Annotated in this window: 22 protein-coding genes; 7 read left to right on the plus strand and 15 right to left on the minus strand. The window is 61.9% G+C overall.

What is annotated here, in order from left to right; translation table 11 throughout:
• Positions 1-37: 37 nt before the first annotated feature.
• The gene (locus KW840_RS17035) at positions 38-754 is read left to right on the plus strand and encodes an alpha/beta hydrolase (protein ID WP_218496440.1); all 717 of its coding nucleotides are present in this window, start codon (positions 38-40) and stop codon (positions 752-754) included.
• A 3-nt stretch (positions 755-757) separates the two neighbouring features.
• On the opposite strand, the gene KW840_RS17040 is transcribed toward KW840_RS17035, so the two are convergent.
• A complete protein-coding gene (locus KW840_RS17040; protein WP_218496441.1) occupies positions 758-1,324 on the minus strand; it encodes a hypothetical protein in 567 nt (188 codons plus the stop codon).
• A 138-nt stretch (positions 1,325-1,462) separates the two neighbouring features.
• Positions 1,463-2,257 (minus strand): hypothetical protein, encoded by a 795-nt coding sequence (locus KW840_RS17045; RefSeq protein WP_218496524.1) that lies wholly within the window; start codon positions 2,255-2,257, stop codon positions 1,463-1,465.
• Positions 2,258-2,423: 166 nt separating this feature from the next.
• Here KW840_RS17045 and KW840_RS17050 point away from each other — a divergent pair, with 166 nt between their 5' ends.
• Positions 2,424-2,954 (plus strand): chalcone isomerase family protein, encoded by a 531-nt coding sequence (locus KW840_RS17050; RefSeq protein WP_218496443.1) that lies wholly within the window; start codon positions 2,424-2,426, stop codon positions 2,952-2,954.
• Positions 2,955-3,200: 246 nt separating this feature from the next.
• Here KW840_RS17050 and KW840_RS17055 read toward each other — a convergent pair whose 3' ends face one another.
• Genes KW840_RS17055 through KW840_RS17065 form a run of 3 tightly spaced genes read right to left on the minus strand, consistent with a single transcriptional unit; the run spans position 3,201 to position 5,794 of the window.
• Complete coding sequence (locus tag KW840_RS17055; RefSeq protein WP_090456334.1) at positions 3,201-4,382, minus strand: acetyl-CoA C-acetyltransferase; 1,182 nt, start codon at positions 4,380-4,382, stop codon at positions 3,201-3,203.
• A gap of 11 nt (positions 4,383-4,393) precedes the next feature.
• Complete coding sequence (locus KW840_RS17060) at positions 4,394-5,059, minus strand: CoA transferase subunit B (protein WP_218496444.1); 666 nt, start codon at positions 5,057-5,059, stop codon at positions 4,394-4,396.
• Positions 5,060-5,095: 36 nt separating this feature from the next.
• On the minus strand, positions 5,096-5,794 hold the full coding sequence (locus tag KW840_RS17065; protein ID WP_034150336.1) for a CoA transferase subunit A: 699 nt from the start codon (positions 5,792-5,794) through the stop codon (positions 5,096-5,098).
• 175 nt (positions 5,795-5,969) lie between these two features.
• Here KW840_RS17065 and KW840_RS17070 point away from each other — a divergent pair, with 175 nt between their 5' ends.
• Positions 5,970-6,866, plus strand: coding sequence for a LysR family transcriptional regulator (locus KW840_RS17070; RefSeq protein WP_150814351.1), 897 nt, complete (start codon positions 5,970-5,972; stop codon positions 6,864-6,866).
• Between the two features lie 120 nt (positions 6,867-6,986).
• Here the strand turns inward: KW840_RS17070 and KW840_RS17075 are convergent, their stop codons facing one another.
• On the minus strand, positions 6,987-7,829 hold the full coding sequence (locus KW840_RS17075) for an NAD-dependent protein deacetylase (RefSeq protein ID WP_218496445.1): 843 nt from the start codon (positions 7,827-7,829) through the stop codon (positions 6,987-6,989).
• A gap of 127 nt (positions 7,830-7,956) precedes the next feature.
• Complete coding sequence (locus KW840_RS17080; protein ID WP_154862055.1) at positions 7,957-9,003, minus strand: class I SAM-dependent methyltransferase; 1,047 nt, start codon at positions 9,001-9,003, stop codon at positions 7,957-7,959.
• Between the two features lie 348 nt (positions 9,004-9,351).
• Between KW840_RS17080 and KW840_RS17085 the strand changes: the two genes are divergently transcribed.
• Both KW840_RS17085 and KW840_RS17090 read left to right on the plus strand, forming a co-directional pair.
• Positions 9,352-10,194 (plus strand): DUF692 domain-containing protein, encoded by an 843-nt coding sequence (locus KW840_RS17085; protein WP_218496446.1) that lies wholly within the window; start codon positions 9,352-9,354, stop codon positions 10,192-10,194.
• Positions 10,187-10,942 (plus strand): putative DNA-binding domain-containing protein, encoded by a 756-nt coding sequence (locus KW840_RS17090; RefSeq protein ID WP_218496451.1) that lies wholly within the window; start codon positions 10,187-10,189, stop codon positions 10,940-10,942. The genes KW840_RS17085 and KW840_RS17090 overlap by 8 nt, the downstream gene beginning before the upstream one ends.
• A 586-nt stretch (positions 10,943-11,528) precedes the next feature.
• Here the strand turns inward: KW840_RS17090 and KW840_RS17095 are convergent.
• Both KW840_RS17095 and KW840_RS17100 read right to left on the minus strand, forming a co-directional pair.
• Positions 11,529-13,121: a hypothetical protein gene (locus KW840_RS17095; protein WP_218496453.1), complete on the minus strand. Its 1,593-nt coding sequence runs from the start codon at positions 13,119-13,121 to the stop codon at positions 11,529-11,531.
• Between the two features lie 76 nt (positions 13,122-13,197).
• Positions 13,198-13,440 carry a hypothetical protein gene (locus tag KW840_RS17100; protein WP_090456324.1) on the minus strand — a complete coding sequence of 81 codons (243 nt, stop codon included), beginning with the start codon at positions 13,438-13,440 and terminating at the stop codon, positions 13,198-13,200.
• Between the two features lie 15 nt (positions 13,441-13,455).
• On the opposite strand from KW840_RS17100, the gene KW840_RS17105 reads away from it, so the two are divergent.
• The gene (locus KW840_RS17105) at positions 13,456-14,556 is read left to right on the plus strand and encodes a polyamine ABC transporter substrate-binding protein (RefSeq protein WP_218496454.1); all 1,101 of its coding nucleotides are present in this window, start codon (positions 13,456-13,458) and stop codon (positions 14,554-14,556) included.
• Between the two features lie 219 nt (positions 14,557-14,775).
• On the opposite strand, the gene KW840_RS17110 is transcribed toward KW840_RS17105, so the two are convergent.
• Positions 14,776-15,564 (minus strand): helix-turn-helix domain-containing protein, encoded by a 789-nt coding sequence (locus KW840_RS17110; protein ID WP_218496455.1) that lies wholly within the window; start codon positions 15,562-15,564, stop codon positions 14,776-14,778.
• Between the two features lie 85 nt (positions 15,565-15,649).
• Between KW840_RS17110 and KW840_RS17115 the strand changes: the two genes are divergently transcribed.
• Positions 15,650-16,648: a bile acid:sodium symporter family protein gene (locus tag KW840_RS17115; RefSeq protein ID WP_218496456.1), complete on the plus strand. Its 999-nt coding sequence runs from the start codon at positions 15,650-15,652 to the stop codon at positions 16,646-16,648.
• Between the two features lie 114 nt (positions 16,649-16,762).
• Here the strand turns inward: KW840_RS17115 and KW840_RS17120 are convergent, their stop codons facing one another.
• The 5 genes from KW840_RS17120 to KW840_RS17140 form a co-directional block, all read right to left on the minus strand.
• Positions 16,763-18,478 (minus strand): amidase, encoded by a 1,716-nt coding sequence (locus KW840_RS17120; protein WP_218496457.1) that lies wholly within the window; start codon positions 18,476-18,478, stop codon positions 16,763-16,765.
• A gap of 264 nt (positions 18,479-18,742) precedes the next feature.
• Positions 18,743-19,897, minus strand: a complete 1,155-nt coding sequence (locus tag KW840_RS17125) for an ABC transporter ATP-binding protein (RefSeq protein ID WP_218496458.1) — start codon at positions 19,895-19,897, stop codon at positions 18,743-18,745.
• A 17-nt stretch (positions 19,898-19,914) separates the two neighbouring features.
• Complete coding sequence (locus KW840_RS17130) at positions 19,915-20,724, minus strand: ABC transporter permease (protein WP_090456315.1); 810 nt, start codon at positions 20,722-20,724, stop codon at positions 19,915-19,917.
• 6 nt (positions 20,725-20,730) lie between these two features.
• The gene (locus KW840_RS17135; RefSeq protein ID WP_167362897.1) at positions 20,731-21,663 is read right to left on the minus strand and encodes an ABC transporter permease; all 933 of its coding nucleotides are present in this window, start codon (positions 21,661-21,663) and stop codon (positions 20,731-20,733) included.
• Positions 21,660-22,685 carry an ABC transporter substrate-binding protein gene (locus KW840_RS17140; RefSeq protein ID WP_095967714.1) on the minus strand — a complete coding sequence of 342 codons (1,026 nt, stop codon included), beginning with the start codon at positions 22,683-22,685 and terminating at the stop codon, positions 21,660-21,662. Before KW840_RS17140 ends, KW840_RS17135 begins: the two co-directional genes overlap by 4 nt.
• Between the last annotated feature and the right edge of the window lie 177 nt (positions 22,686-22,862).

Raw genomic sequence — 22,862 nt, forward strand, 5'->3', positions numbered from 1 at the left:
CTCTTGCGCGAATCCTGCATTCAGTGAAGGAAGACCCATGTTGAAGATTCTCGCGCTGCTCACGCTCCTGGTATCCACCGCTGTCCACGCCCAAACCCCGCTGCAAACCGACTTGCCGCTCAAGTATCTGGAGCAGGCCAGCGCCGATTCGAACCATCAACCCCTGGTGATTTTCCTCCACGGTTACGGCAGTAACGAGCAGGACCTGTTCGGCATCAAGGATGACTTGCCCGCGTCCTACACCTACCTGTCGGTGCGGGCACCCTTGGTGATGGAGACGGGCAGCTATCAGTGGTTTCGCAAGAAGGGCGAAGGGGCCTACAACGGCGAGACCGATGATCTGAAGTCCAGCGGCCAGTTGTTGCTGGATTTCGTCGCACAGGCCACGAAGAAATATCACACCGAACCGGAGAAGGTGTTCCTGGTCGGCTTCAGCCAGGGCGCGATCATGACCTACGAAACAGGCCTGCGGCATCCCGAGGCGCTAGGCGGGATCGCTGCGCTGAGCGGACGGATTCTGCCGGTGCTCAAGTCCGAGCTCCAGCCGGATGAAAAACGCCAGTCGCTGGCTATTTTCATCGGGCATGGCGAGCAGGACAAACGCCTTCCCTACAGCGACGGTACTGAAGCCAACAGCCTGCTGCAGAGCGTGTCACTCGAACCCGAGTTCCACGGCTACCCAGGTGTCGGTCACAGCATCAGCGCCGACGAGATACAGGACTTGAGCGCCTGGTTGCAGCGTCTCAACCCCTGACATTCATTTTCCGCTGACGATCTGCTTGACCAGGGTTTCGTGGGCCGCCATGTCGCCGGGGCGGGAAATCACCTGGATTACCGCCATGCGAGTGTCGGATGCGGCCATCAGCGTGGTGGTGAGGGTCATGCCACCGCCCTGCGTGGCGGTGCCGTCGATCTGGCGCAGGCCCAGCCCGGTTTTTTGGGTCAGGGCTTTCTCGCTGAGCTTGTTGTAGTCGGGCAGGGATTTATGTTGCGCCGCATCGAAATCGGCCACGGTGCCGTCGAGGAACCCGCCGTCGTTGTCCTTGACGCTGATACCGTTGGGTAGAGTGTTTTCAGCGGCGATCACCACGGTCTTGGTGGTTTCATTGCTGTAGAGGGTGCCGCTGGCACCGTCCGGGCTGGCCGGCAGCGGGTTGGCGACGAAACCCTTGGGCAGGTTGAAGGTGAACTTGCTGCCGAGCATGGAGACTTTATGGGCGGGCGCATCGCTGGAAGTGGCCTTGGCGGCCTGCGCATTCAAAGCCCCAAGGCCGGTAGCGGCTGCCAGCAGCAGTACAAGGGCTTTTTTACTCAACAATGACATCGGAATCTCCAGGGATGGGCGCGCGGTGGGGCGCGATCATCCCATGGAGGTTGCGATGCATTCCAGTGTGCTCTACCCAGCGGTCACCTTGGCTGAACACCCACCTATGCTCAGGGCCGCTCGATGAGCTGAGGCAGCTTAGCGTTTGATGGCTGCTCTTTGAGTGTCATTCGCCGGGCCGGCTGGCCGCGCCAGAAGGCGTTTGGTCACGCCCAACATGGCCACCGACACCGCGACGCCCAGCACAAAAGCGTTCATTCCCATCGTCGGCAGGGCCAGGGCCAACACCAGGCAGAAGGCGGCGAACGAGTACATGCCGGTGGCGGTGGCGCGCAGCAGCGCGGCGGTAAAGGCCGGGCCACGGGTTTGCTGGGAGAACACCGCCATCACGCTGCCCAATACGGGGAACACTGCCAGCAGGCCGCTCCAGCGGTCACCGACGGTGCTGGCCAGCAGTGTCACCACCAGGGTGAGCAATGCACCGGCCACCATGCGCAACAGGAGCTTGTCGGATTTCGGCGCCGGGCCACTGAGCACGGGTTGCACAGTGGGGAACAGGTACGGTGCGGCGAGCAGCGCGGTGGCGGCGGCGCACACCGAAAACACCAGGGAGGCCGGGATCAACGACAGGACAACCGCCACCAGTGCCCAGACCGACAGCGAGATCAACAGCGCCAGCGGCCATCCGGCCCGTTGTGCGACCTGGGCGTAGCTCACGCAAAACGCAATCATCGCGAACATGGCTGACAGCGCGGCGGTGGCCGATTGCGCAGCGAACGACTGGCCTTGTTCGAGGGCGAGGAACAACAGGATCGGCCCGACCACCACCGGCAACCCCGACAACCAACCGGCCACGCTCGGCCCCCAGCGTTTGCCAGCCAGGGAAATCAGCAGCAGGAAGCCTGGGATCACCAGCAGTTTGAGGATCAACACGCGCACGTCTCCGACCTTGTGAGGTGGCAACGGTAACATTGCAGCGGGTAGATTGCTTTATGTGCATGTAAGTTTTGTATACAAAATAGAGATTTTCTCGAGTTCTACGAAAGGCTCTTTTGCGCAAACGTTTTATCAAGGCATCCCACGATGAGGACAGCTCACCTTGAAACGCCAACGTTCACTCCTGCGCCATGGTCTGTGGCTGCTTGTCTTGCTGAGCTGCCAGGCCCTGGCCAATTGGCAGGACTCGCTGCCCGGTGCGCAAATCCTCGGCAGTGGTGAGTTTCGCAAGTACGGCTTCGATGTCTACAGCGCACGGCTCTGGAGTACTTCGCGACCCCTGGCGAGCGATCAGCCGTTCGCCCTGGAGCTGATCTACCAGCGCAGCATTTCCCGTGATGACCTGGTGAATGCCAGCGTCAGGGAAATCAAGCGACTCGCCGGCACCTCGGTCAGTGCCGAGCAACTGGCGTCCTGGCACGTGCAGATGCAACAGTCGTTCGTCGACGTACAGGCCGGCACGCGGCTGACCGGTGTCTATCTGCCGGGGCAGGGCGTGCGGTTTTTTCTCGGCCAGCAGCTGTTGCGTGATGTGAAGGACCTGCAATTCGCCAAGGCGTTTTTTGCCATCTGGCTCGATCCGCGTACCGGCAACCCCGAGTTGCGTCAACAGTTGTTGGGCGTGGCGCCGTAAACTTTACGATGATCCGGGCCTCATCGCGAGCAAGCTCGCTCCCACAGTGTTTGGCGGTGTGGCTCCATTTTGTGAACAGTACAAAAACCTGTGGGAGCGAGCTTGCTCGCGATGAACGATAACGCGGTCCATCTGAATAAAACGCAGGCAAAAAAGAACCCGGTGCGACTTGCATCGCACCGGGTGTTTTTCCAGGCGGTCACGGATCTTCGTGGGTCCCCGCGCCGTCTGTTGAACGCTGTTGGCTTAAGCCCGTTCGAGCGCCAGTGCCACGCCCTGACCACCACCGATACACAGGGTGGCGAGGCCTTTCCTGGCGTCACGCTTGAGCATTTCATGCAGCAGGGTCACCAGCACGCGGCAACCCGAGGCACCGATCGGGTGACCCAGGGCGATGGCGCCGCCGTTGACGTTGACCTTGTTCAAGTCCCATTCCAGGTCCTTGGCCACGGCCAGCGATTGCGCGGCGAAGGCTTCGTTGGCTTCGATCAGGTCCAGCTGGTCGATGGACCAGCCGGCCTTGTCCAGGCAGCGGCGGGTGGCCGACACCGGGCCGATGCCCATGATCGCCGGGTCGACGCCTGCGTTGGCGTAGGCGGCGATTTTTGCAAGGACTGGCAGGCCCAGGGCCTTGGCCTTTTCGGCGCTCATCAGGATCACGGCCGCGGCACCGTCGTTCAGCGACGAAGCGTTACCGGCGGTCACCGAACCGTCCTTCTTGAAGGCGGCTTTGAGTTTGCCCAGGGATTCGGCGGTGGTGCCGGCCCGTGGCTGCTCGTCGGTGGCGAAGGACAGCGGATCGCCCTTGCGCTGCGGGATCAGGATCGGCGTGATTTCATCGACGAAGCGCCCGGCTTCGATGGCGGCCACGGCTTTCTGTTGCGAGGCGGCGGCGAACGCGTCCTGCTGCTCGCGGCTCAGGCTGTATTTCTCGGCCAGATTCTCGGCGGTGATACCCATGTGGTAATCGTTGAACGCGTCCCACAGGCCATCGCTGATCATGGTGTCGACGATTTGCGCGTGGCCCATGCGCAGGCCGGTGCGGGCACCGGGCATGACGTAGTTGGCCAGGCTCATGTTTTCCTGGCCACCGGCGATGATGACCTCGGCATCACCGCAGCGAATCGCCTGGGCACCCAGGTGCAGGGCCTTGAGACCGGAGCCGCAGACCTTGTTCAGGGTCAAGGCCGGCACGGCGAAGGGCAGGCCGGCCTTGATTGCGGCCTGGCGCGCAGGGTTTTGCCCGGCGCCGGCGGTCAGCACCTGGCCCATGATCACTTCATCGACTTGCGCAGGATCCAGGCCGGTTTGTGCCAGCAGCTGGCGGATCACCGCAGCGCCCAGGTCGACGGCGGACACATTGGCCAGCGAACCCTGGAAACTGCCGATCGCGGTGCGCGTGGCGGCAACAATGACGACTTCTTGCATGGAATGATTCCTCACTGGGCAGCGAACTGCATTTCCGGTACGTGGTCCGGCACGATCAGTTTACCTGCGGTCTTGGCGACGATCTCTTCGACGCTGACGCCCGGCGCACGTTCTTTCAGGATGAACGCGCCGTTTTCGATTTCCAGGTAGGCCAGGTCGGTCAGTACACGCTTGATGCACCCGGCGCCGGTCAGCGGCAGGCTGCATTGGGGCAGCAGCTTGGATTCACCATCCTTGGATGCGTGGGTCATGATGACGATGATGTTGTCTGCACCGGCGACCAGGTCCATCGCGCCGCCCATACCCTTGACCAGTTTGCCGGGGATCATCCACGAGGCGATGTTGCCTTGCACGTCCACTTCAAAGGCGCCCAGCACGGTCAGGTCGACATGACCACCGCGGATCATCGCGAAGGACTCGGCCGAGGAAAAGATCGAAGCACCGATACGTGCGGTCACGGTTTGCTTGCCGGCGTTGATCATGTCGGCATCGATGGTGTCTTCAGTAGGAAAAGGACCCATGCCCAGCAAGCCGTTTTCCGACTGCAGCATGACTTCCATGCCTTCAGGGATGTAGTTGGCGACCAGGGTCGGAATGCCGATGCCCAGGTTCACGTAGAAGCCGTCCTGCATTTCGCGGGCGACGCGTTGAGCCATTTGTTCGCGGGAAAGTGCCATTGTTTTTATTCCTTCATTCGGTCCGGGGGCAGGGGATCACTTACGCACGGTGCGCTGTTCGATGCGCTTCTCGAACGTGCCGCAGATGATCCGGTCGACGTAGATGCCAGGGGTGTGGATCTGCGCCGGGTCCAGCTCGCCGGGTTCGACGATTTCTTCGACTTCGACCACGGTGATCTTGCCGGCGGTGGCCGCCAGCGGGTTGAAGTTCTGAGCGGTGTGGCGATAGATCACGTTACCGAAATGGTCGGCTTTCCAGCCTTTGACGATGGCGAAGTCGCCGGTGATGGATTCTTCCATCAGGTACTTGCGACCATGGAATTCGCGGACTTCCTTGCCGTCGGCGACAGGCGTGCCAACGCCGGTGGCGGTGAAGAACGCCGGGATGCCGGCACCGCCTGCGCGCATTTTTTCAGCGAGAGTGCCTTGCGGGGTCAGGGTGACTTCGATTTCGCCCTTGAGCAGCTGCTCTTCGAACAGCTTGTTTTCGCCGACGTAGGACGCGACCACTTTGCTGATCTGGCGGTCGGTCAGCAGTACGCCAAGGCCGAAACCGTCGACGCCGCAGTTGTTGGAAACCACGGTGAGATCGCGGGTGCCCTTACGCTTGATCTCGTTGATCAGGTTTTCCGGGATCCCGCACAGGCCGAAGCCGCCGGCGATCACGGTCATGCCGTCTTCAAGACCTGCCAGAGCTTCCTCGTAGGAACTCACGCGCTTGTCGAAACCTGCCATATGCACCTCTTTTATTCTTTGTGGGCGGCTGGCTAGCCGAATGGGATGGAGTGTCTCGCTGCCAGATTCATTTGTTAAGTTGTTTTTTAGAGCGGATTGATTGATAAAGCTCAATAATGTGCTGCGCAGTCTCTTGCAGCTTAGAACCTGTAGCTTACAACCGGAGCGTTGCCCCATGACCGTCAAGCAGATCCGCGCCTTTCTGGCCGTGGCCCAGAGCCTGAGCTTTGCCGTGGCCTGCGAGCGCCTGCACCTGTCGCAATCGGCCCTGAGCCTGACCATCAAAGCGCTGGAGGAGGGCCTGGGCGGGCGCTTGTTCACCCGCAACACGCGTAACGTGGCGCTCACCGCCGAAGGCGAATCCCTGGTGCCGCTGGCGCGCCGGTTGATCGCCGACTGGGACAATGCCGAGGATGAACTGCGTCAACGCTTCACCCTGCAGCGCGGTCGCGTGACCCTGGCGGCGATGCCGTCGTTCGCCGGCAACCTGCTGCCGCCGATCCTCAAGACCTTCCGCGCCCGTTATCCGAATGTCAACGTCACGGTCAATGACGTGATCAACGAGCAGGTGCTGGAAATGGTCCGTGACCGCCAGGTGGAGCTGGGAGTGGCCTTTGAACCGACCCAGAGTTCGTCGCTGCAATTCACGCCGTTGTACATCGACCGTTTCGTCGCGGTGGTGCCTCTGGATTCGGCACTGGCCGAACTCGATGACATCGACTGGCAGACCCTGCTCAAGGAGCCGTTCATTACCTTGCAGCGTCCGTCCACTGTGCGAGTAATGCTTGAAGAGCATCTGCAGGCCCGCGGCATGAAGCTGCCGGTGGAATTTGAAAGCCATCAACTGGCGACGGTCGGGCGCATGGTCGCCAGTGGCCTGGGCGTGAGCGCGGTGCCGGCCTTGTGCGCGGGGCAGATGCGTGAACTGGGGGCGCGTTGCATCACCTTGCGCGACCCGGTGGTGGAGCGGGCGCTGGGGGTGTTGACGTTGCCGGGGGGCGAGCTGTCGGCGGCGGCGCAGGCGATGTTTGATGTGCTGAAAGAGGAAAACCTTGGGCAGCGATTTTCGTGAGTTGTATGGGGGACCTTGTGGGAGCGAGCTTGCTCGCGATGAGGCCAGCACATCCAGACAGTTTATTGGCTGATCCACCGTCATCGCGAGCAAGCTCGCTCCCACAGGGATCGGGTTTCGTCAGTTGCCAAGTAGCTTCGCCAATATTGGCAACAACCGCTCGCACGACCCCTCGATCTTCAAATCCAGAATCTCGTCCGCCCGGGTCTTGCCCAGGTTGATCGCAATCAACGGCTTGCCCTGATCCACCACCGCCCGGCACAAGCGAAACGCCGAATAAGCCATCAGCGACGAGCCGACCACCAACAGCCCGGCAGCCTGTTCGACGGCGGCCATCGCTTTCGCCGCCGTGGCCTGTGCGACGTTCTCGCCAAAAAACACCACATCCGGCTTCATCCGTTCCCCGGCGCAATGCGGGCAGTGCGGGACCTGGAAGCGTGCCTCGAAGGCCGGGTCGAGCAAGGTGTCGCCGTCCGGCGCTTGCACCGCGTCGACGCCGGCCAGGTAGGGATTCTGTGTTTCCATCAAGTGCTGGATCGAATCGCGCTCGCTGTGCCGGCCGCAATCCAGGCACAACACCCGGTGCAGACTGCCGTGGAGTTCGATCACATCACGGCTGCCGGCCTGGTCGTGCAGGGTGTCGACGTTCTGGGTGATCAGCCCTCTGATCTGTCGCGTGTCTTGCAAGCGAGCCAGGGTGTCGTGGGCTTCGTTCGGCTGCGCCAGGCGCACCCTCGGCCAGCCGAGCATCGCCCGCGCCCAGTAGCGTCGCCGGGACTCCGGGGCCGAGAGAAACTCCTGGTACATCATCGGCTGCCGGCCCCGTCGCACGCCCTGGCTGTCGCGATAATCCGGGATGCCCGAAGGCGTGCTGATACCGGCCCCGGTCAGCACGGCAAACGGCTGATCCGCCATGAGCTGATGGAGGCGATCGAGCTGTTCATGGATCAGATTGTCGAACATGCTGTGCAGGCCTGTAGGAGCGAGCTTGCTCGCGATGGTCGTCAACGATAGCACTGTTAGCCTGACACCCCGCGACGTGATCGCGTTTATCGCGAGCAAGCTCGCTCCTACAAAAAGCAGACAGTATTTATTTACGCGCCTCCAGGATCAGGTTGAACGGTGTTTCCGTGGCCCGCCGGAAACGGGTGAAACCGGCCTCGCTGAACACCTTGCGCAAACGCGCTTCACCGGCCTGGGCACCGAGGCCGAGGCCGACTTCCTGGGACAGCGAATTGGGCGTGCAGATGAAGGTCGACGCCGCGTAGAACAGGCGTCCGATCGGGTTGACGTTGTCGTCGAGCAAGTCGTTGGCGTAGGGCTCGACCAGCAGCACCGTGCCGTCGTCCTTCAACGACTCATAGGCATGCTTGGCTGCGCCCACCGGGTCGCCCATGTCATGCAGGCAATCGAAGTAGCAGATCAGGTCGTAGTCGCTGCCGGGGTAGCTTTTGGCCGTGCCCTGGAAGAACCTGGCCCGACTGGATACACCCCCTTCTTCGGCCCGTTGGGTGGCAACGGTAACGGACGGCGCGTGGTAGTCGAAACCGACGAAGCGCGAATCCGGAAACGCCTGGGCCATGATCACCGTCGAGGCGCCATGGCCGCAGCCGATGTCCGCCACTTTGGCCCCGGCTTCCAGTTTGGCCACTACGCCGTCGAGGGCCGGCAACCATTCGGCGACCAGATGGGCTTTGTAGCCGGGGCGGAAGAAGCGTTCGGTCCCGCTGAACATGCACGGATGGTGATCGCCCCAGGGCAGGGCGCCGTTGCCGCGCATGGCGTTGACCAGTTTGTCCTTGTCATGGAAAAACGACGCGACCACGCCGATCCCGCCCGCCACATAAACCGGTGAGTCTTCTTTTGCCAAAGCCATGGCCTGCTCTTCGGGCAGGCGGAACTGGCCGTCCTGGTGTTCCATGTAGCCTGAGGCGGCGTGGGCACTGAGCCATTCGCGCAGCAGGCGGGTGTTGCAGCCGGTTTTCTCGGCAAGGGTTTCAGGGGTGATGGGCTGACTGTCGGCCATCGCCCGGTACAGACCGAGTTCTTCGCCGAGGATGACGTTGGCGAGCATCGCCGCGCCGCCCATGTCATTAACCAGTTTGCCCATGAAATCGTTGAGTCTGGCCTCGTCCATCATGTGTGCTCCTTCAGCAGGATCACGGTCCAGAGGCATTGTCTGGCGAGGGGATCGCCACTGGGCGGTGGTCGTGGGTATGTACAGGGCACCAAGCGGGCCCTGTGTGCAGTAAGTTTAGTTCGGGCCTTGTACCGCGCGGTCTGGCGCGACGAAAGCAACGTTTTTTCTGCCGGTACACGACCCTGTGGGAGCGGGCGTGTATCCCACTGTATCCAGACCCCTTTTCGACACAGTGACCTCTAATTCCGGCCCCAGCCGAACACAGTCCTGATACACCCCTTCGATTAACTCTGTCTCATGGCGGGCACCGGCTCGCGTCCTTGAACATCTTGTGAGATCGACACCATGCAGACCTCCATTCCCCCCGTAGCCAAGGCCAGCGCAGGGCTTGGCCTGCGTCGCGGTTTACTCAAAGACCTCCAGGCCGCACCAGCAGGCGATTTCGACTTTCTGGAAATCGCACCGGAAAACTGGATCGGCATCGGCGGTGCCCACGGCGCGGCATTGCGTGCCCTGGCGGAACGCTATCCATTGTCCTGTCATGGCCTGTCCCTGTCCCTCGGTGGGCCGTCGCCGCTGGACGTTGGTTTTTTGCAGGAAGTCCGGGGTTTTCTCGATCACTACAACGTGCCGCTGTACAGCGAGCATTTGAGCTATTGCAGCGATGACGGTCACCTGTACGACCTGTTGCCGTTGCCTTTTACCGAAGAGGCGGTGCACCACGTCGCCGCGCGTATCCGCCAGGCCCAGGACATTCTCGGGCGACGCCTGGCGGTGGAAAACGTCTCTTACTATGCCGCGCCTCAACAGGACATGGACGAGGTGACCTTCACCAATGCCGTGCTGCGCGAGGCCGATTGCGACCTGTTGCTGGACGTCAACAACGTGTACGTCAATTCGATCAACCACGGCTTCGATCCGCAGGCGTTCCTGGCTGGCATCGATTCGGGGCGGGTGGTGGCGATGCACATTGCCGGGCATTTCGATGAGTCTGACACCTTGAAGATCGACACCCATGGCGCTTCGGTCAAACCGGCGGTGTGGTCGTTGCTGGCCCAGGCTTATGCCCGGTTCGGTGCGCAACCGACCTTGCTGGAGCGGGATTTCAACTTTCCCGTCTTCGCTGAACTGGTGGCGGAATTGCAGACCATTCGCCGCCTGCAACAGGAGGGCGTGAACCGTGGGTAAGTCGAGTCTTTTGCATCAGCAAACCACCATGGGCCTGTACCTGCGCGACCCTGAACGCAACGGCCCCCCCACCGAAATGGACCCGGCGCGGGCCCTGGTTTATCGCGATCTGGTGTTCGCCAACCTGTCTTCACTGCTCAGTGGCACCTTTCCGGTGTTGGTGAAGATTCTGGGTGACGAGCACTGGCGTTCGCTGGTGCGGATCTTTCTACGGGACTACCGCGCCCGCACGCCGAAATTCGGTGAGATCGCCCAGGAGTTTGTCGAGTTTCTCGCGGCCGGGCCTCAGGCGTTGAGTGATGGGCCGTGGCCGCCGTTCATGGTGGAGCTGGCGCATTACGAGTGGGTGGAAATGGCGTTGCAACAGTCTGACGCCGAGCTTCTGGTGGGTGGTGATGCCGCGTTGCTGCTGGATCGGCCCTTGCGGGTGTCGCCGCTGGCCTGGCCGTTGGCGTATGCCTGGCCGGTGCAAAGGGTGGGGCCGGATTACCAGCCTGATGTGGCGCCTGCTCAGCCGACCTTGTTGCTGGTGCGTCGCGCCGAGGACTGGAGTGTGAGGTTTTCTGAATTGAGTCCGTTGGCGTGGCGGTTGTTGCTGCGAATTGGCGAGTTTCCCGAGTTGACCGGGCGTGAGCAGTTGCAAGGACTGGCGATCGAGGCGGGGGCGGTGGGGGCTTCGGAGTTTCTGGAGGGTGGGTTGGTGTTGTTGCGGCAGATGCATGGGGAGGGGGTTGTTGGTGTTGGTTGATATTCTTTGACCTTGGCGGCCTTTGGGCCGACCAGGTTCTTGGTTGATTGAGTACATATCCGTTGCTGCGGTAACGGCGGCTGGCGGTTTCGCCCTTACGGCGAGTCCCTTTTGGCAAACGCCCCAAAAGGAACCAAAAGGTCTCGCCCCTTACGTACGGCCCCTCGCCAAGGCTCGGGGTTCTTTCGCTCCGGCATTCATCCGGGGGCATCGCCCTCCGGTTGGCTTCGCTGGCACCTACATGCGATGTGTTCGACTGCGTCGAACGGCGCTGCGCGCCAATCCCCGGATAAACGCCTCCACTCAGCCTGCCGAGGGGGCGGGTGGATCAAGATCAAAAGCTGCAGGCGAGCTAACGCTCGGCCTGATGAGTGGTGAGAAGCGTCTGTGTACGCCGATCTGTTTTTGCTCTTCTGTGGGAGCGAGCTTGCTCGCGAAGGCGGCCAACCAGCCGACCGAAATCTTGCAGATGTACTCGATACCTGTGGGAGCGAGCTTGCTCGCGATGACGGCCTGACAGCTGACCAATGTCTCAAAGGTGCACCCGATCCCCTGTGGGAGGCTCGCTCCCACAATGAATCTCTTTTCAGGGTTGGCTGCCACTGGCACTCACGCGTGGTTGCTCGTTTGTTGCATTCACCCCCTTGTCCCAAAGAGCAACCAACCCACCGAAAGTCCCGACATAGGCCGTGCCGTCCGGCGCCAGTGTGATCGGCGACCAGTTGTTGTCGAAGGCCTGGCCGACCCCGCTCAGCGCCTTGAATCGGGTCTGGCCGCTGTCGAAATCCAGCGCCATCAGGTACCAGGCGTTCTCGCCGTCGGGCTGTGGCTCGAAGGTGTAGAAGTACAGCAGACCGTTGCTCACCGAGAGTTTGGGGACCACCGAAGGCGAACGTTCCTTCGATTCCCAGATCCGGTCGCAGCCCGACTCATCGGTGCGGATGTCGATGCGGCTGATGCCGCCGTGCACGGCCTGCCAGTCCTTCTGCGCGAAGGCGCTGGTGTAGCCGGCGTTGTTCTCGAGGATGATCGAGCGACCCCAGCCGATGGCCGAGTTGTCGGTGGCCGAGGCGTTGTTGTCGAACACCGGCAGCTTGCAGATCAGGCGATTGCCGGCGTAGTCCTGCTCGCGACGGTAGACCAGCAGGTTGATGCGTCCGTCGCTGTTGTCGGTGATGGTGACGTAGCGCTCGCCGAGCAGGGTCGGGGTGGTACCGCTGCCCTGATTGATCGCGCCGACCTTGCGCCCGGTGCCGCGGTCATAGACTTCGCGCCAGCCTTGCACGGGCTTGCCCTCGGCATCGGCGACGAAGCGGTACATGGCGTGGTCGGACACCAGGTAGACACCATCGGCCGCCACCGACATGCCGTTCTGGATTTCTTCGTGGGCCAGTTGAATGCCCTGGACCTTGCCGGTGTCGGGGTTCAGGGTGCCGATGCGGCCGCGCCGGGTGATCCACCAGATCAAGCCCCGGTGATCGGGCATGACCCCGGTGACGGGGTCGCATTCGCCTTTGGGGAACCAGTTGGCAGGCTTCACACAATCGTGGGGGACCTTGTCACTCAGGTCCCAGTTGTCGACCGCTTCGAACGACCACGCACCGGACTCATCCTGACGATGCACGACGCGCTGGATGTGCTGCTCGGCATCGGCGATGACCACGCGATTCTGTTCGTCGACATAGAAATAGGCGCCGGAGGTGTCGGCCATGATCTTGTCCGGGTCCAGGGTAATCAGCGCGTGGAAAGTCGACGGACGCGGCGGCAGCGGATAGCGGGCCAGCAGCTTGAGGGTGCGTGGTTCGAGCAATTGCAGTTCGAACTGCATCAGGTTGGCGCACAACACCACCAGGCGACCCTGCTGATCGAAGGTATGGATCGGGCACATGCCGCCGGGCTTGCGGCTGCCATCGCGACTGTTCACCTGAACATCCCGGCCCAACGGACCGGGCCCCGGGTGCGTGTCGGAGCTGTAGCCATCGGAATGCATGTAGCTGCTGCCGTTGCTGGTCATGTAGGGGTTGGCGGGAATCGTACCGTTCAGCGGTTGCGCGACAGCGGCGCTACCGATCAAGGGTGCGGCGCTGCCGTTGCTGGCCAGCGGTTGCGGTTCATAGGGTTCGGAACAGGCACTGAGCAGGCCGAGCAGGGGCAGGGCAAGCAGGAGTGGAGCACGCATCGAAGCCTCGCGATCTTGTTATTGGTGTGTTGCGCAATAGGCAGCAACGAGGCTGCCCGGGCATCGGCTGTTTGGACTAACCTCGGTGAAAGGCCTCGCACCGCTGATCAAAGCGGACATGTATTTTGGCCATTTCGATCTCCTTTTGGCCTGCCTCACGCTGTGAACCGGCGACGCCGTCAGCAAGAATCAGACGCGGGTGGCTGAGTCGGCAACCCAAGGTGAAAACCACAACCAGACGCTTCACTTCCTTGCCCTTGGCTGTTTTCAAGGCTGCTGCCGTGTACAGAACATAAAAACCATCGAACTCACGCCACACTTGGGGAAATGATCCATGGACTCAATGAAACGCATACTGGGCGCCACCGTTTGCGGACTGTCGCTGCTGGCCAGCGCGGTGCATGCCGAACAGCGCGAATTGCGGGTGTACAACTGGGCGGACTACATCCTGCCGTCCGTGCCCAAGGATTTCGCCAAGGACACCGGGATCAAGGTGACCTGGGACACCTTCGACACCAACGAGTCCCTGGAAGCCAAGCTGCTGACCGGCAACTCGGGCTACGACCTGGTGGTGCCGTCGAACCAGTTCATCGAAACCCAGATCAAGGCGGGCGTGTTCCAGAAACTCGACAAGTCCAGGTTGCCGAACTGGTCGCACCAAGACCCTGCATTGCTCAAGCTGCTGGACAAGAACGACCCGGGCAACCAGTACGGCGTGCCCTACATGTACGGCACCGTGTTGATCGGTTTCAACCCGGCCAAGGTCAAGGCGGCGCTGGGCGAGAATGCGCCGGTGGACAGCTGGGACCTGGTGTTCAAGCCCGAGAACATGGAGAAGCTCAAGGCCTGTGGCGTAGCGATGCTCGACTCACCGTCGGAGATCCTGCCGCTGGCCCTGCATTACCTGGGGCTGGATCCGAACAGCCAGAACCCCGATGACTACGAAAAAGCCAAGGCATTGATGCTCAAGGTTCGCCCCTACGTCACCTATTTCAACTCCGCCAAGTACATGACCGACATCGCCAACGGCGATATCTGCGTGGCCATCGGTTACTCCGGCAGCTTCTATCAATTCGGCAATCGCGCCAAAGAGGCGGGCAACGGCGTGGTCGTCGACTGGCGCCTGCCGAAAGAAGGCGCGCCGATCTGGTTCGACACCTTCGCCATCCCGAAAAGCGCGAAGAACGTCGCCGAGGCCCACGAATTCCTCAACCACCTGCTGGACCCGAAAGTCATCGCGCCGATCAGCGACTTTCTCGGTTACCCGAATGCCAACAAGGACTCGATGGCGCTGATCAACAAGGACATCACCGGCAACCCGAACCTGACACCGACCAGCGAGGCATTGAAGACGCTGTACGTCGTGCAGCCACTGCCGCAAAAGCTTGAGCGGGTCCGTACCCGGGTCTGGACCAGTATCAAGTCCGATCAGTAACACCGGGATATTTATGTGAAATCCCTGTAGGAGCGAGCCTGCTCGCGATAGCGACCTGACAGTCAATGCAGGTGTCGACTGACCCGGCGCCATCGCGAGCAAGCTCGCTCCACAGATTTTTATGTCGAGCACAGGTTTTGTGTATACCCATGGCCCCTGTGGGAGCGAGCTTGCTCGCGATGGCGGACTGACAGGCAACAGAGGTGTACGGTGCTGGACTCAGCGAAAAAACTCCCCTGGTGTTTCACCGAATTGCTGGCGGAAGGCAGCGATAAACGCTGACGTCGAATCGTAGCCACAGGCCAACGCGACGTCGGTCACTCGTTCGCCCTGCTCCAGCGGCGTCAGGGCGCCGAGCAGGCGCGAGCGCTGGCGCCAGGCGCGAAAGGTCAGGCCGGTGTCGCGCAGGAACAGGCGACTGAGGGTTTTCTCGGTGACGCCGAATTGGTCGCTCCAGTGACTGAGCGTGGTCTGTTGCTCAGGGTGCGACTCCAGACTTTGCGCGATTTGCCGCAATCGACTGTCCTGGGGCAGCGGCAGCATCAAGTCGATCTGTGGCGCCTCGGCCAACTGATCCAGAATCACCTGGGCCAGTCGACCGTGCGGGCCGTTCTGATCGTATTCCACCGGAATCTGGCTGAAGGCACGGATCAACTCGCGCAACAGATCGCTGACCCCCAGCACATGACAGCCCGGCGGCGCCCACGTCGAGACGCTGCAATCGATGTACAGGCTGCGCATTTCCGTGCGCGGCGAACTGAACACCCGGTGCGGCATGCCCGCCGGAATCCACACGGCACGCTCTGGCGGGGCCACGAAACGCCCGACGCCGGTCTGTATTTCGAGCACGCCCGCAATGGCATAGGAAAGCTGCACCCACGGGTGGCTGTGGCGCCGGGTCAGTGCGCGATTGGGCAGCGATTCGGTACGGCCGTAGAGCGGTCGTGGCAGGCTGGATAGCCCGGGAATACTGCGTCGAACACTCTTGTCATGTCCTTTAGGCGGCATCAGCTGGCTCATCGGCGTTAGTCGGTAATTATCAGGCACGTTAGAGTCACTTTCATGTACTGGCAACCCCCGGATGATCAACCCCATGACTCGCCCCCGTTTGTTACCCGACAACTTCACCCTGACCCTGATCGGCGTAGTGACGCTCGCCAGCCTGCTGCCCGTCAGCGGCCAGGTCGCGCTCGGTTTTGGCTGGCTGACCAACATCGCCATTGCGCTGCTGTTTTTCCTGCATGGCGCCAAGCTGTCCCGCGAGTCGATCATTGCCGGTGCCGGGCACTGGCGCCTGCATTTGCTGGTGTTCAGCCTGACCTTCGTGCTGTTTCCGTTGCTCGGTCTGGCGCTCAAGCCGCTGCTGTCGCCGCTGATCGGCAATGACCTGTACATGGGCATGCTCTACCTGTGCGCGCTGCCCGCCACGGTGCAGTCGGCGATTGCCTTTACTTCCCTGGCGCGGGGCAACATCCCGGCGGCGATTTGCAGCGCGGCGGCGTCCAGCCTGTTCGGGATTTTCCTCACGCCGTTGCTGGTGACCCTGCTGCTGAATGTCCACGGCGAAGGCGCCTCGACCCTCGACGCCATCCTCAAGATCAGCGTGCAGTTGCTGCTGCCGTTCATTGCCGGGCAGATCGCGCGGCGCTGGATCGGCAACTGGGTGGCGCGCAACAAGAGCTGGTTGAAATTCGTCGACCAGGGTTCGATTCTGCTGGTGGTCTACGGCGCGTTCAGCGAAGCGGTGATCGAAGGCATCTGGCAGCAGATTCCGTTGTTGGATCTGCTTGGGCTGGTGCTGGTCTGCTGCATCGTTCTGGCGCTGGTGTTGGTGGCTTCGACCGTACTGGGCAAGGCATTCGGCTTCAACCAGGAGGACCGCATCACCATTCTCTTCTGCGGTTCGAAGAAAAGCCTGGCGACCGGCGTGCCGATGGCGCAGGTGCTGTTTGCCGGTAGCACCATTGGCTTGCTGATCTTGCCGCTGATGTTGTTCCACCAGATTCAACTGATGGTCTGTGCGGTGCTGGCACAGCGTTATGCCAAGCGGCCGGAATCGATTCCCGAGCTGATGGCCCAGGTTGATCCCTGATGATCCCGGGAAACTGTAGGGGCCGGCTTGCCGGCGATGGACTCAAGTGCGCCGCGTTCATCCAGCTCAAACGCGTTATCGTTAACGACCATCGCTGGCAAGCCAGCTCCCACATTACCGCTTGTCAGCGACCAATGGCGGGGTACGCGGCGGGATCATGCGTTTGCTGCCGGTCGATTCGAACGCCGACGCCAGCTGCAGCAGCGACGAGTCGTCATAGGCGCGCCCGGCAAACGTCAGGCCGACCGGCATGCCGATGTCCGGCATCACGCCCATCGGTACGGTGACCGTCGGCACACCGAGATGACGGATGGCGAGGTTGCCATTGGCGACCCATACGCCGTTGCTCCAGGCGATATCCGCCGATTGCGGATCGACATCGGCATTCGCCGGACCCACATCGGCCACCGTCGGGAACAGCACCGCGTCGAGGTCCAGGCGATCCATCCAGTCTTCCAGATCGATCTTGCGGGTCTTTTCCAGGCCGCGCAGGCCGTCCGGCACCGTGCTGATCTGATCCCACGGCGTGATGCCGCGTTCGGCCATGCGCACGTATTCGTCCATGCCGGCGGCCAGGTCACCCTCGCGATTGGGCAGGGTGCCCGGGTCATGAGGGAAGATCTGCGGACCGTCGACATCGACGAGGCGATTCAGTTTGGGATCGCCGTTCGCTTGCAGGAAATCATCGAAGGCCCAGGCGGACAGGTCCCACAGTTCATGGTGCAAAAATTCCTTGGAGACGATGCCGCGATTGAACACGGTCGGCGCACCAGGACGATCGCCCTCGCAATTGGAGACCAGCGGGAAGTCGACTTCGAGCACTTCGGCGCCCGCGGCTTCGAGGGCCTTGCGCGCCTGTTCCCAGAGCCCGATCACCGAAGGACGGGTGTTGATACGTTGGCCAGTCGGGCCACCGATGCCCGGTGCTTCGGAGGTGCCGGCTTCAGGGTCGGCGTTGATGTACATGCGCGGGATGCCGAATTTCTTGCCTTTGAGCGCATCGCTATTCGCGGCCAGCGCGGCATAGGACTCAGGGCGTACCGAAGAAGATTTCGGGATCGGTACCCAGGGCTGCAGGCGCCACAGGTCGCCACGGGTGTCCGGGTCATCGGCCACCACCACGTCGAGCACTTCGAGCAGGTCGGCCATGGTCCGGGCAAACGGCACGACCACGTCCATGGTCGGGGTCAACGGCCAGTTGCCGCGCACCGAGATCACGCCGCGCGAAGGGGTGTAGGCACACAAGCCATTGTTCGAGGCCGGTCCACGGCCGCTCGACCAGGTTTCTTCCGCCAGGCCGAAGGCCGAGAAACTGGCCGCGGTCGCCGTGCCGGCACCGTTCGACGAGCCGGAGGCGAAAGGGGCCGTGAGGTAGTCAGCGTTGTACGGGCTCTCGGCGCGGCCGTAGACACCACGCTGCATCCCGCCGTTGGCCATTGGCGGCATGTTGGTCTTGCCCAGGCAGATGGCCCCGGCGGCGCGCAGGCGTTCGATGGTGAATGCATCGCGATAGGCGACCAGGTCCTTGAAGGCCGGGCTGCCGGAAGCGGCGGTGAGGCCCTTGACCAGATAGCTGTCCTTGGCGGTGTAGGGGATTCCGTCCAGTGCTCCCAGCGTCTGGCCCTTGGCGCGACGGGCGTCGGACGCCTGGGCTTCGGCGAGCGCCTCGGGGTTGCGAACCACGACTGCGTTCAGCGCGGTAGGCGTTTCGGGGCCGTCAAAGGCGTCGATCCGCGCAAGATAAGCCTGGACCAGTTCAACCGAGGTGGTCTGGCCGGATTCGAGCGCGGCGCGCAGCTCGGCAATGGAAACTTCGGTAACTTCGATCATGCTGCCACCGCCGCTTGCAGGTGGAGGGTCCCAAACACTTCACTTTTCTCGAAATGGACTTTCATATCGTTATTCTCGTTGCACTGTGTGGCACGACAGGGTCGGGTGTTAAAAATACTGAGCACTATTTAGCATTAAACCGGGATTTTAGGAATCCGTTGTCCAATTTATCTTACAGGCGACAGAAAAAAGGCCACCACAACCCGACGTTGTGGTGGCCCGAGGGTGACTCATTATAGTGGCCCGCGCGCGCAGGCCAATGGATCAGTGAGCGCCGGCGGCCTTGTTCAGGTCGCTTTCGGCCCATTCGGTGTAGACGCAGGCATCCGCGGTAGCCCAGCGCACCCGCACCGGGTCGCCGGACTTGAGCGGCATGCCGGCGGCGGACAGCGCCTTGACCGTCATCGAGGTGCCGCCAGCGGTGACCACGCTGCACGTCTGGCTTTCACCCAGAAACAGCACTTCCACGACCTTGGCCGAGACTTCGTTCCAGCCGGCAGCCAAGGGTTCGGCAACGGCCTGTTCATTGCTCAGGGCCAGGGCTTTTTCCGGACGCACCATCAGCAACACGTTCTGATCAGTTTGCAGGCCGGCCGTGAGTCGGATCGACAGCGGTTGCCCCTCGAAGGTCGCCACCGCATTACCCTGGGCCTTGAGTTTGAGGAAGTTGGAGTTGCCAAGGAACGAGGCGACAAAAGCATTCGGCGGATTCTGGTACAGGTCAAAGCCGCTGCCCAGGCCGACGATCTTGCCGTGGCTGAAAATCGCGATGCGCTGGGACAGGCGCATGGCTTCTTCCTGATCGTGGGTCACGTAGACGATGGTGATGCCCAGGCGCCGATGCAGCTGACGCAGTTCATCCTGCAAGTCTTCGCGCAGTTTCTTGTCCAGTGCACCGAGGGGTTCGTCCATCAGCAGGATGCGTGGCTCATAGACCAGCGCCCGTGCAATGGCGACTCGTTGCTGCTGGCCACCGGACAGTTGCGAAGGACGGCGATGGGCAAATTGCTCAAGCTGCACCAGCTTGAGCATCGCATCGACCCGGCGTTCGCGTTCGGCGGCGGCCAGTTTGCGGATGGCCAACGGGAAGGCGATGTTGTCGCGTACCGACAGGTGCGGAAACAGCGAATAGCGCTGGAACACCATGCCGATGTCGCGTTTGTGCGGTGGCACATTCACCAGCGACTGGCCGTTGACCAGGATCTCGCCGCTGCTCGGGGTTTCGAAACCGGCGAGCATCGACAGCGTGGTGCTTTTGCCCGAGCCGCTGGAACCGAGGAAGGTGAGGAATTCACCGTCCTTGATGTCCAGCGAGATGTCGTCCACGGCGGCAAAGTCGCCGTAGTATTTGTTCAGGTTGCGCAGGCTCACCAGGGGCTTGTCATTTTGCTGCGCGGAATCTTTGATCACTGCACTCATGTCGTACTCCTGCGCGCTCAGGCGCTGATTTCATTGCGCCGGCGCAGTGCGGCGGCGATCACCATGACCAATACCGAGAGGCCGATCAGCAGCGTCGAGGCGACGGCGATCACGGGCGTCAGGTCCTGGCGCAGGGTGGTCCACATTTTCACGGGAAGGGTTTGCAGGGTCGGGCTGGCCATCATCACGCTCAGCACCACTTCATCCCAGGAGACGAGGAAGGCGAAGAGGGCGCCGGCCACCATGCCCGGACGAATCGCCGGGAAGGTCACCTTGAACACCGCTTGCAGGCGTGAGGCGCCGCAGATCACCGCTGCATCCTCGATCGACTGATCGAACAGCTTCAGCGAATTGATGATCGAGATGATGGTGAACGGCAGCGCGACGATGACGTGGCTGACCACGAACGCGAACATGGTCCCGGTGTAGCCCAGTTTCAGGAACAGCGCGTACACCGCCACGGCGATGATCACCAGCGGCACGATCATTGGCAGAGTGAACAGACCGTAGAGCATTTCCCGGCCGGGGAAGCGGCCACGCACCAGGGCGAAAGCTGTGGGCAGGCCCAGCGCGACGGCGAAGAACGTGGTCAGCACCGCGACCTTGAGGCTGGCCATGGCCGCGCTCATCCAGTCGGCGTTGGAGAAGAACTGGCCGTACCATTTCAGCGTCCAGCCCGGTGGCGGGAACACCAGCCATTGCGACGAGCCGAACGACAGCAGCACGATGAACACAATCGGCAGCAGCAGGAACAGACCGATCAGCCCGGTGGTGGCATACAGGCCGAAGCGCATGCGCCGGCTCATGGCATTGGGGGTCAGGAGCATGACGGCTTACCTCGCGTTGCTGGCGCCAACCGGGGATTCCGGCTGGAGCTTCAGGTAGAAGTAGAACAACACCAGCGTGATCACGATCAGCAACGCGGCGCCGGCGCTGGCCAGGCCCCAGTTGAGGAACGACTGCACCTGCTGAATGATGAACTCGGGTAGCATCATGTTCTGCGCACCGCCCAGCAGCGCCGGGGTCACGTAGTAACCGAGGGACATCACGAAGACCATCAGGCCGCCGGAGAACAGCCCCGGCCGGCACAGCGGCAGGAACACCCGGAAGAAGTTGGTCCACGGACTGGCGCCGCAGATCGAGCCGGCCTGCAGGATCATCGGGTCGATGGCCTGCATGGTCGCCTGCAACGGCAGCACGATGAACGGGATCATGATGTAGCTCATGCCGATCACCACGCCAGTGAGGTTGTGCACCATCTCCAGCGGTTGATCGATGATGCCCATGGCCATCAACGCCTTGTTGATCACCCCGGAGGCTTGCAGCAACACCAGCCAGGAGTAGGTGCGGGCGAGCAGGCTGGTCCACATCGACAGCAGCACGATGTTCAGGATCCAGCGCCCCCAGCCGCGCGGCACCAGGGTGATCGCCCAGGCCAGCGGGAAGCCCAGCAACAGGCTGAACAGCGTCACCAGACCGGCCACCGAGAAGGTGTTGAGCAACACCCGCGCATAGGCCGAGTTGGCGAACAATTGCTCATAGTTGCCCAGGCCCGGCACCGGTTCCAGCACGCCGCGCAACAGCAGGCCAATCAGCGGCGCGAGAAAGAACAGGCCGAGGAACAGCAGGGCGGGGATCAGGTTGCTCGATCCGCGCCAGCGTTGCGCCAGGGTAGGGGATTGCGTCATCGCAGCCGCCTTGCCGACAGCGCCGGAGGCGCTACCGACTGGCGTGGATGGACGGGAGGCGGTTACCGCCATTTTCATTTGACCAGCCATTCGTTCCACCGTGTCGCGATGGCCGGACCGTTCTTGGCCCAGTACGCGAAATCAAGAGTGATCTGATCCTTTGCGTAGGCGGTCGGCAGGTTCGGGGCCAGCGCCGAATCCAGGCGTGCCACGCTGTCGACGTTGACCGGGGCGTAGGCGGTCAGGTTGGAGAAGTCCGCCTGTCCTTTGGCGCTGCTGGCATTGGCCAGGAACTTCATCGCCGCGTCCTTGTTTTTCGAACCCTTGGGAATGACCAGGATGTCGGCCATGACCAGATTCTGCTTCCAGCTTACGCCGACCGGGGCGCCGTCTTCCTGCAGGGCATGGATCCGGCCGTTCCAGAACTGGCCCATGCTCGCCTCACCGGAGGCCAGCAGTTGCTGTGACTGCGCGCCGCCGCCCCACCAGACGATGTCTTTCTTGATGGTGTCGAGTTTCTTGAAGGCGCGGTCCAGGTCCAGCGGGTAGAGCTTGTCCGCTGCTACACCGTCGGCCAGCAACGCCAGTTCAAGCACGCCTGGGCTTGGCCATTTGTAGAGGGCGCGTTTGCCGGGGTAGGTCTTGGTGTCGAACAGTGCGGACCAGTCCTGAGGCTTGTTGGCGCCAAGTTTGCCTTCGTTGTAGCCGAGGACGAAGGAGAAGAAGAACGAGCCGACGCCGTGATCGCTGACGAAGCGCGGGTCGATCTTGTCGCGTTCAATGACTTTGAAATCGAGGGGTTCGAGCAAGCCTTCGGCGGCGGCGCGCAAGGCAAAGTCGGCTTCGACGTCGACCACGTCCCACTGCACGTTGCCGCTCTCGACCATGGCCTTGAGTTTGCCGTAGTCGGTCGGGCCATCCTGCACGACGGTAATGCCGCTGGCCTTGCTGAACGGGTCGGCCCAGGCCTGCTTCTGCGCATCCTGGGTGCTGCCGCCCCAACTCACGAAGTTGACGCTTTCAGCCGCCAGCAATGCCTGGCTGGTCACGCTCAGCAGTCCCGCAAAAAGAACTGCGGTCGCACGTTTGTTCAACACCATTTTCACGCCCTCATTGTTGTGTTTATGAGCGGGGCTTTGGAGTGCCCGCCTATCGGGAGCAGTAGGTCCGTCGAGTCAGTGCTGACTGTCCGGTCTATGGAATATCATATTATGGTATTCCAAGCTTTGTGCAAGCATTTTGCCGTACCGGCTATCAGCCAAACGTGGTTTTTCAGT

Origin of the sequence: Pseudomonas sp. PDM30 (assembly GCF_019218985.1) — a bacterium.
In the GTDB taxonomy this organism is placed as follows: domain Bacteria; phylum Pseudomonadota; class Gammaproteobacteria; order Pseudomonadales; family Pseudomonadaceae; genus Aquipseudomonas; species Aquipseudomonas jessenii.